Below are 9,076 nucleotides of genomic sequence, written 5' to 3' on the forward strand. Positions count from 1 at the left end.
CCTGTAACCCAAGCTTGGGTGCAGCAGGCAGTTTACGGATAAAATATTATTTTAGTACATTTAAGGAAGTTTGTGAAAGCGAGCAAGAAAAGGGCTCCGGATTGCCTGCCGCCCACAAGCCCCGGACGTTGTGCAACATGCTGAAAAAAGCCCACGCGCAAATAGGCACATTTGGTTTTTGCCGACCCACAAGCCAAACGCAAAAAACCAAAAGAGCCTATTTTTTTGCCCACGCTCGGACGGACTAACAAGAAAACGAACGAAATGTATATTGAAAAATGAGATAAGCGGAGAATTTGGGCTATTTTAGCGACTTAAATTTATGCGGACATGAACCGAATAAAGGAAGTGCTTGAAGCAAAAGGAATTAAACAAACTTGGCTAGCTGAGAAGCTTGGAAAAAGTTACAACATGGTAAACGGATACGTGCAAAACCGACAACAACCAAGACTTGAAATTCTCTTTGAGATTGCCAAAATCCTTGAAGTGGAAGTGAAAGACTTAATTAAAGAAGATAAAAACTAGATATATGTCAGAAGACCAAAAGAAATTACTTGAAAGCCAGTTATGGGGAATCGCAAACTTACTGAGAGGAAAAATAAGTGCAGACGATTACCGAGACTACATTCTAGGCTTTATTTTTTACAAGTATCTTTCAGAAAAGCAAACACTTTACGCCAATGAACTTCTGATTGGTGAAGCTGTAACGGACTATACAAAAGTAACTGAAAAAGAAACCTTAGACGCCATTAAAGAAGAGTCTTTATTAAAGTTGGGTTACTTCTTAGAACCTTCTCAGCTTTTTTCGATAATAGCCGCCAAAGGAAATGCAGACACGGAAAGCGAAAGCAACTACATTCTTGAAGACCTTAAAGCTGTTCTAAACCACATTGAGCAAAGCACAATGGGTACAGAATCTGAAGAGGACTTTAATGCTTTGTTTGAAGACTTGGATTTGAATTCCACCAAAATTGGTAGAACCGTTGGTGCGAGAAATGAAATCATTGTAAAAATCCTGAATTATCTTGATAAGATTGATTTCAAACTAGAAGAAATTGAATCGGATGTATTGGGTGATGCTTATGAATACCTGATTGCAAAATTTGCAGCAGGTGCAGGAAAAACAGCAGGGGAATTTTATACGCCTCAACAAGTTTCCAAAATTCTTGCAAAGATTGTTACCACAGGAAAATCAAAATTAAAATCGGTTTATGACCCAACTTGTGGTTCGGGTTCTTTGCTCTTGCGAGTAGCCAAGGAAGCAGATGTAAGTGAATTTTACGGGCAAGAATTAGGACGCACAACCTACAACCTTGCCCGAATGAACATGATTTTGCATGATGTTCACTACCGAAATTTCAATATTGAGCAGGAAGATACTTTAGAAAACCCTCAACATTTAGATAAGCGTTTTGAAGCGGTAGTAGCCAATCCACCTTTTTCTGCGCATTGGAAAAGTGATGCGAACCCACTATTTAATACAGATGAACGATTTAGCCAATATGGTCGATTAGCACCCAAAACCAAAGCCGATTACGCTTTCTTGACCCATATGCTTTATCAATTGGCAGACAATGGCATCATGGCAAGTATTTTTCCTCATGGCGTTCTCTATAGAGGTGCAGCCGAAGGGCATATTCGGGAATACATTATTAAAGAAATGAATGCTTTGGACGCAGTAATTGGACTACCACCAAACATTTTTTATGGCACTTCAATACCGACATGCATAGTCGTACTTAAAAAGTGTCGTGAAGTTGATGACAATATCGTATTTATTGATGCTAGTGGTGAGGATTATTATAAGAAAGAAGGAAATCAAAATGTGCTGAGAAATGAGGATGTTGAAAGGATAATTAGTGCTTATCGTAATCGTGAAACCATCGAGAAATACAGTTATGTTGCCACATTGGCTGAGATTGCCGAAAACGATTATAACCTGAACATCCCTCGCTATGTCGACTCCTTTGAGGAGGAAGAAGCAGTGGATTTGAATGTGGTTTCTGAGGAACTCAAACAAGTAGAATCAGATTTGAAAGGCAACAAAGAAACCATTGCAGGCTTTTGCGCTGAACTCAATATCTCAACTCCTTTTTAGTCTATGGTTGATGTGAATTTAATTCCAGATTTAAGATTTCCAGAATTCAATGAAAATTGGAATCAGAAAAGGTTTGAAGAAATCTATTCTTTTAAAACCACTAATTCTTATTCAAGAGACAACCTAAATTATGAAAATGGAACGGTGAAAAATATTCACTACGGAGATATCCATACAAAATTCAATTCTCTTTTCGATATCACAGAAGAGTTAGTTCCCTACATAAATGAAGAAATAGACATTTCGAGAATAAGTGAAGATTCTTATTTACAAGAAGGTGATTTAATTATTGCCGATGCATCAGAAGATTACAATGATATCGGAAAGGCAATTGAGGTTTTTAATTTAAACAATGAACGTGTTGTTGCCGGTCTACACACATTTTTAGCCCGAAAAGAATCAAGTGAGGTGATTAAGGGCTTTGCATCATTTCTAATGAAAACTAGGATGGTACGCTTGGCTGTGATGAAAATCGCGCAAGGGACTAAAGTGTTAGGCATATCAACGGGACGACTTGCACAAATACCTTTGTTAATACCACAACCTGAAGAGCAGGAAAAGATCACCAGCTTCCTTTCAGCCGTTGATGTGCGCATTCAACTCTTACAAAAGAAAAAAGCCAAGCTAGAAGAGTACAAAAAAGGCGTGATGCAAAAACTCTTTTCGCAAGAAATACGCTTTAAAGACCATAACGGCAATGACTTTCCAGATTGGGAGGAGAAGAAGTTGGGGAAAATTGGAGCCACATTTAATGGGTTGACAGGTAAAACTAAAGTTGATTTTGGAGAAGGCATGCCCTATGTCCAATACATGCAGATTTTCAGTAATTCTAAAATTAATGTTCAGGAATTTGGTTTTGTTAGGGTTGACGAAAACGAGAACCAAAACAAGGTACAATACGGTGATGTTTTCTTTACTACTTCATCCGAAACGCCAAATGAAATTGGAACAGCATCTGTAATGCTTGAAGAAGTTGGTGACGTCTATTTAAATAGCTTTTGCTTTGGCTTTCGTCCAAATTCACTCACAGAATTAGTTCCTCAGTTTTCTCGCTATTTATTCAGAAGCGAACTATTTAGACGGGAAGTAATAAAACTTGCTCAAGGAAGTACGCGGTTTAACATGTCTAAAGTGGAATTAATGAAGTTGCCAGTGCTTCTACCAAAGGAGGAAGAACAAAATAAAATAGCTGACTTCTTGACTTCTTTGGATGATTCAATTGAATCAATCGGAGTTGAGATAGAAGGTTCAATTGAGTACAAAAAGGGTTTACTACAAAAAATGTTTGTGTGATATGGAACTTACCAAACAATCCATATCAAATCATTCCAGACTCATTCCAGGCATAGAGGGATATTTGACGCTCATTGATAAAATTGAAGAAAACAAGAGCATCCATCCTGATATTGCTATAGAAACATGTAAATCCTTACTTGAAGGTTTGTGCCTTAAAGGGCTTTCGCTTCTGAGTGAAAAGTACAATAGTAGCAAATCACTAAGAACTAGGTGTAAAAATGATTTGAAGGTATTAACGAACACTGCTTTCGATGAAGTTTATACTGACTATGTTGAATCACAAATACATGAGTCACTTGCAAATATGCTTATAGATATTTCTGTTGCCCAGAAAATCAAAGACAATGCAAAACGAAAAGTAAGAGAACAAGCCATTGAAGCTGTAGCAAAAGTATCAGCCATTCGCAATGAAAGAGGTGATATTTCACATGGACGTGATTATCCAAAAAATCAGGAAAGTAGCATTACTCTATCCAAATCTATTAGTTCCATAACAGATGGTATTTGTTCGTTTATGATTGAACAAATAGCAGAGAAATATTTGCTTAAGCTAAAAACACAAGACAGGTTAATTTATCAAGACTTGACCGATTTCAATGATTGGCTCGATGATATGCACCACGTTTCTACTATCAAGGTCGATTTTAGTAAAATTCTCTATGAAAATGCCTACGATAAGTATGAGGAATACTATTACACAGAATATATAGACCTTGTTGAAACAGAAGAAGATCCGACTAAAGAAGCTGTTGCAACAACAGAAGAAGCAAAGGAAGTCATTGAGGAAGCTATTGAGGCTGAAACTTCTATTGAGCAACCAGTTCTTGAAAAAACCGAAAAATCTACTGAAAAGAAAGTTGAAAAACTTGTTACCGACTTTGACGAAGAAATTTTTTGGACAGAAGCGAATGAGCAAGCACTTAATGATTTTGCGACAGCAGAAAATTTAAAAGTTGACTACCTAAAAGAAGTCGTTAACGAATATCTGTTCAGTGAAAAACCACCCTTACGAGATGATATTGCAAGAACTATGGTCGAAAGACCGAAATTGACAGAGTTCAAAACAGTAGTTCCGAACTTAACTGATAGAATAATGGCTTTTGCCAATGAGCTAAAAAATCCAGAAGCAGAAGCATGACCACACAACCCGAACAAATATTAGAAAACAATCTCGTTACTCAGCTTGAAAAGTTGGGCTATAAGAAAGTGGTCATTCGTGATGAAAATGAACTTTTGGCTAATCTTAAAAGTCAGTTAGAAAAACACAACAAAGTACAGTTAAGCGAAAACGACTTTAAGCAAATACTCAACTACATAAACAAAGGCAATGTATTTGAGCGAGCTAAAACATTGCGCGACCGTGTGCCCTACACCAATGCCCAGGGCGAAACTAAAACTGTAGAACTCATCAATCAAATTCATTGGTGCCAAAATGAGTTTCAAGTTACACAGCAAATCGCCATGGAGGGTACGCACAAAAACCGCTATGACGTAACCATTCTAATCAATGGTTTGCCATTGGTTCAAATTGAATTGAAACGGAGAGGTTTAGAACTTAAAGAGGCATTCAACCAAACCAATCGCTATGAACGGCATTCCTATTGGGCAGGTCATGGCTTGTTTCAATTTGTACAGATTTTTGTTATCAGCAACGGTGTAAATACCAAGTATTATGCAAACTCACCCATAAAAGCACGTTCATTCAAACAAACCTTTTATTGGGCAGATGAAAAGAACCGTTTGATAACCCAATTGGCCGCATTTTCAGAAGTGTTTTTAGAACCTTGCCACATTTCTAAAATGATAACCAAGTACACCGTTCTAAACGAATCGCAAAAGATTCTAATGGTGCTGCGTCCATATCAGTTTTATGCCGTTGAGAACATCGTTGAACGTGTAAAGACAACAACCAAGTACGGCTACATTTGGCACACCACAGGTTCGGGCAAAACCTTAACGTCTTTTAAAGCCGCTCAAATTCTCACCAATCTAAAGGAAGTTCATAAAGTAGTTTTTGTTGTTGACCGTAAGGATTTGGATTACCAAACAACCAAAGAATTTAATACTTTCAGTAAAGGAAGTATTGACGGAACCAACAACACCAACACTCTAGTAAAACAACTTTCAGGCGATAACAAACTGATTGTAACAACCATTCAAAAACTCAATACGGCCATAAGCAAAACCCGCTATTTGGGTAAAATGGAGGCCTTAAAAGATGAGCGTATCGTATTCATTTTTGATGAGTGCCATAGAAGTCAGTTTGGTAAAACCCATGAAGACATTAAGCGATTTTTTGAAAATTGCCAGATGTTTGGTTTTACGGGTACGCCCATTTTCGAACCCAATGCAGGTAAAAATGAATATGGCAAGAGAACTACCAAAATGCTGTTTGGTGATTGCTTGCATAAATATGTAATCACAGACGCCATTCGAGATGGAAATGTTCTCAAATTTTCTGTTGAGTACATCCGAACTTTTAAAAAGAAAGACCATATCCTTGACATTAATGTTGAAGCCATTGATGAAGCGGAAGTAATGGATGCACCAGTGCGTTTAGACAACATTACCGAGTACATTATTACCAATCATAACCGAAAGACACATAGCCGAGAGTTTACCTCTATTTTCTGCGTTTCGAGTGTTCCGATTCTAATTGAGTATTACAAATTGTTTTTAAAGAAAAAAGAAGAAGGAAAGCACAATCTGCGATTGGCAACCATTTTTTCATATTCGGCAAATGAGGAAGACAAAGATGCTGTTGGTTTTGTAGATGATGAAGAGTTTTTAATGGCAGCAGAACCTCAAGCAGAATACAACTCGCAACATACAAGAGATGAACTAGAAGATTTCATCAAACACTATAACAAACAATTCGGAACAAATTATACAAGCAAAGACAATCAATCTTATTACAACTATTACAACGATATTGCTAAGCGAGTAAAACACCGTCAAATTGATGTGCTAGTTGTAGTCAATATGTTCTTGACAGGTTTTGACAGTAAGCATTTGAATACGCTCTACGTAGATAAGAATTTGAAATATCACGGATTAATTCAGGCGTATTCCAGAACAAATCGAATTTTGAATGAAGTCAAATCGCAAGGTAACATTGTTTGCTTTAGAAATTTGAAAGAGGCCACCGATGAAGCCATTACCCTATTTTCAAATAAGAATGCGATTGAGGAAATCATCATGCAGCCTTATGAGGAGTATGTTACGAAATTCAACCAGGCATTTATTGCATTATTGCAGATTGCACCAACGGTAAACAGTGTCAACGATTTACCAAGTGAAGAAGAAGAATTGGCTTTCATTCAGGCTTTCCGTGAATTGATGCGCTTGAAGAATGTACTAGCAACCTTCACAGAATTCAAGTTTGACGACTTATCCATGACAGAACAGTCTTTTGAGGATTACAAAAGCAAATACCTTGACTTGTACGACAAAGCCAAAGGACATAATCAAAAAGAGAAGGTCAGCATTTTAGGCGATATAGATTTTGAATTGGAATTGATTCACCGAGATGAAATCAATGTAGCTTATATTTTAAAGTTGCTTGCCAAGTTGAAAGATGCAACGCCTGAGGAACAAGAGAAGCAGAAAAAAGCTTTGATTGAAATTGTTGCAGGTGATGCACAACTGAGAAGCAAACGAGAATTAATTGAAAAGTTTATCCAAGAGAATCTGCCTCATATTTCAGATTCGGACGACATTCCAGACGAATTTGAAAGCTATTGGAGCGAAGAACGAAAAGAAGCGTTAAGCAAACTCAGCCAAGAAGAAAACTTGGACAGTGAAAAGCTTCAAGAAGTAATTGGCAAATATCTCTTCACAGAAAAGAAACCGCTAAGAGATGACGTAATCGGACTTTTAAACAAGCGACCAAGTTTAAAGGAAAGAGCGACTATTGCCGAAAGAGTCACTGACAAGATTTTAAAGTTCGTTGAAACGTTTATAAATGGAATAACAGGATGACAAAGCCCACCCTTCAAAGCCACACACATTGCCAAGCCGCTCAAACCAACCGCACCAGCCAAAGCTTGTCAAAGAGTGTGTCCCTACGCACGGACGAAAGAAAATAAAGCACGATTGCACAACATTGGCTATACGTAATGCGGGAGAAAGTGCTGATATGGAAGTATTTACATTAAATAAACTATCTGCTAAACGGAAAGTGAAGTGCCTTGAAATCCCGCACTACGCATAGCCTAGACCGTTACCACCCATATTAAAACAACAAACCAAATGAAACGACTGACTGTAATTTTGTTTCTTCTATTAACAATTAAATCATTTTCTCAAGAAGGCTCGAAGTTGGGAATAAAATCTCCAGAACTCACTTTTGAGAATATTTTGAATTTTCAAAAAGACGAGGCTAAACTTTCTGATTTTGTAGACAAAGTTGTAATTCTTGATTTTTGGGCGACTTGGTGCGCTCCATGTATTAAATCATTTCCACAATTAGAAGAGCTTCAAACAAAATTTGCTGGAGAGCTTCAAATTATTACCATAACCGATGACCCAGAAGCTAGGATAAACAGGTTTCTAGAAAAAAGAGAGATGAATCTTCCTATTGTTATAGATGAAAAACGAGCATTAGCTCAAATCTTTCCGCATAGGGCAATCCCTCATACGATAGTTATTGATAAATCAGGAGTCATTAAAGCAATAACCACTTCGTCAGAAATAAATGAAGATTTGATTACTAAGGTCCTTAATAATGAAGAGATAAGTCTAAAGGAAAAGAAAGAAGTAATTGATTTTGATCCATCCAAACCTCTTTCAGGAAACGAAAATTTTACTTACCAAGTTACTATCACCCCGTTTAAAGATGGGTACCCTTCATTTTCTAATACATCAGGAGGTAAAGGACCATATAATGGAAGGAGAATTATTGCTACAAATTTAACTGCAAGAGCACTTTATGAAATTGCGTATAAATTTCCTACTGGAATTAGGACTATTGTAGAGATTGAAGATAAGGGTAAACTTGAGTTTAATAGGCAGAATGCTATATGCTTGGAGGTGATTGTTCCAGAAGAAATTGGTGATAAGCGATTCGAAATAATGAAACAACAATTAGATTTATTTTTTGGGTATCAATCAACAATAGAAGGAAGAGTAAGACCTGTTAAAATCCTTAAACCAATTGAAGGAAGAACAATTGAAATAAAAGAATCTCCGAAAGAATCAGAATCTTTCGCAAGTTATGGCGGCAGAGGGTTATCAATGAAAAGTTCTTCAATTGAGATGGTTGCTAGTTTTTTAGAAAGTCAACTAGATACACCAGTAGTTGACGAGACAAATTTAAAAGGCAATTACGATTTGGAACTTCCTTGGTATAATGAAAATCCTGAACAAATTCATGAAGAACTAAGGAAACTAGGTTTGGAGATTGTAGATGCTGAAAGAACGATTGAAGTGCTTGTAATAAAAGACAAATAAAAATACGGGTGGTAACATCACCTTGGATACAGCGGGCGGAACCGAGTAAATTTGAAAATCTGTATCTTTAATAAGTTAGGAGTAAGCTTCAAGGGTACTGCTCCGAATGCCCGCCGTCTCCAAGCTGAATCCCGTTACAGGACAGGCAGGTGAAGTTGGGGATGTTGGTAAGGCTCCGGAAGCAAGTATCCGGTAACCTCGAAGTCCACGAAGGACCGGATCGGGTTTTTT

6 protein-coding genes are annotated in these 9,076 nt (G+C 37.3%); all 6 read left to right on the top strand.

Annotation, left to right across the window (positions count from 1 at the left end; translation table 11 throughout):
• Positions 1-330 precede the first annotated feature (330 nt).
• The 6 genes from GCU44_RS22730 to GCU44_RS22755 all read left to right on the top strand — a co-directional run bounded on the left by GCU44_RS22730 (position 331) and on the right by GCU44_RS22755 (position 8,845).
• Complete coding sequence (locus tag GCU44_RS22730) at positions 331-525, top strand: helix-turn-helix transcriptional regulator (RefSeq protein WP_154859684.1); 195 nt, start codon at positions 331-333, stop codon at positions 523-525.
• 4 nt (positions 526-529) lie between these two features.
• The gene (locus GCU44_RS22735) at positions 530-2,098 is read left to right on the top strand and encodes a type I restriction-modification system subunit M (protein WP_154859685.1); all 1,569 of its coding nucleotides are present in this window, start codon (positions 530-532) and stop codon (positions 2,096-2,098) included.
• A gap of 3 nt (positions 2,099-2,101) precedes the next feature.
• Complete coding sequence (locus GCU44_RS22740; protein ID WP_154859686.1) at positions 2,102-3,391, top strand: restriction endonuclease subunit S; 1,290 nt, start codon at positions 2,102-2,104, stop codon at positions 3,389-3,391.
• Between the two features lies 1 nt (position 3,392).
• A complete protein-coding gene (locus GCU44_RS22745) occupies positions 3,393-4,532 on the top strand; it encodes a hypothetical protein (RefSeq protein WP_154859687.1) in 1,140 nt (379 codons plus the stop codon).
• The gene (locus tag GCU44_RS22750; protein ID WP_154859688.1) at positions 4,529-7,375 is read left to right on the top strand and encodes a type I restriction endonuclease subunit R; all 2,847 of its coding nucleotides are present in this window, start codon (positions 4,529-4,531) and stop codon (positions 7,373-7,375) included. Before GCU44_RS22745 ends, GCU44_RS22750 begins: the two co-directional genes overlap by 4 nt.
• Before the next feature lie 270 nt (positions 7,376-7,645).
• Positions 7,646-8,845 carry a redoxin domain-containing protein gene (locus tag GCU44_RS22755; RefSeq protein WP_154859689.1) on the top strand — a complete coding sequence of 400 codons (1,200 nt, stop codon included), beginning with the start codon at positions 7,646-7,648 and terminating at the stop codon, positions 8,843-8,845.
• The last annotated feature ends 231 nt before the right edge of the window (positions 8,846-9,076 follow it).

It is taken from the genome of Cyclobacterium xiamenense, assembly GCF_009467825.1.
GTDB classification, from domain to species: domain Bacteria; phylum Bacteroidota; class Bacteroidia; order Cytophagales; family Cyclobacteriaceae; genus Cyclobacterium; species Cyclobacterium xiamenense.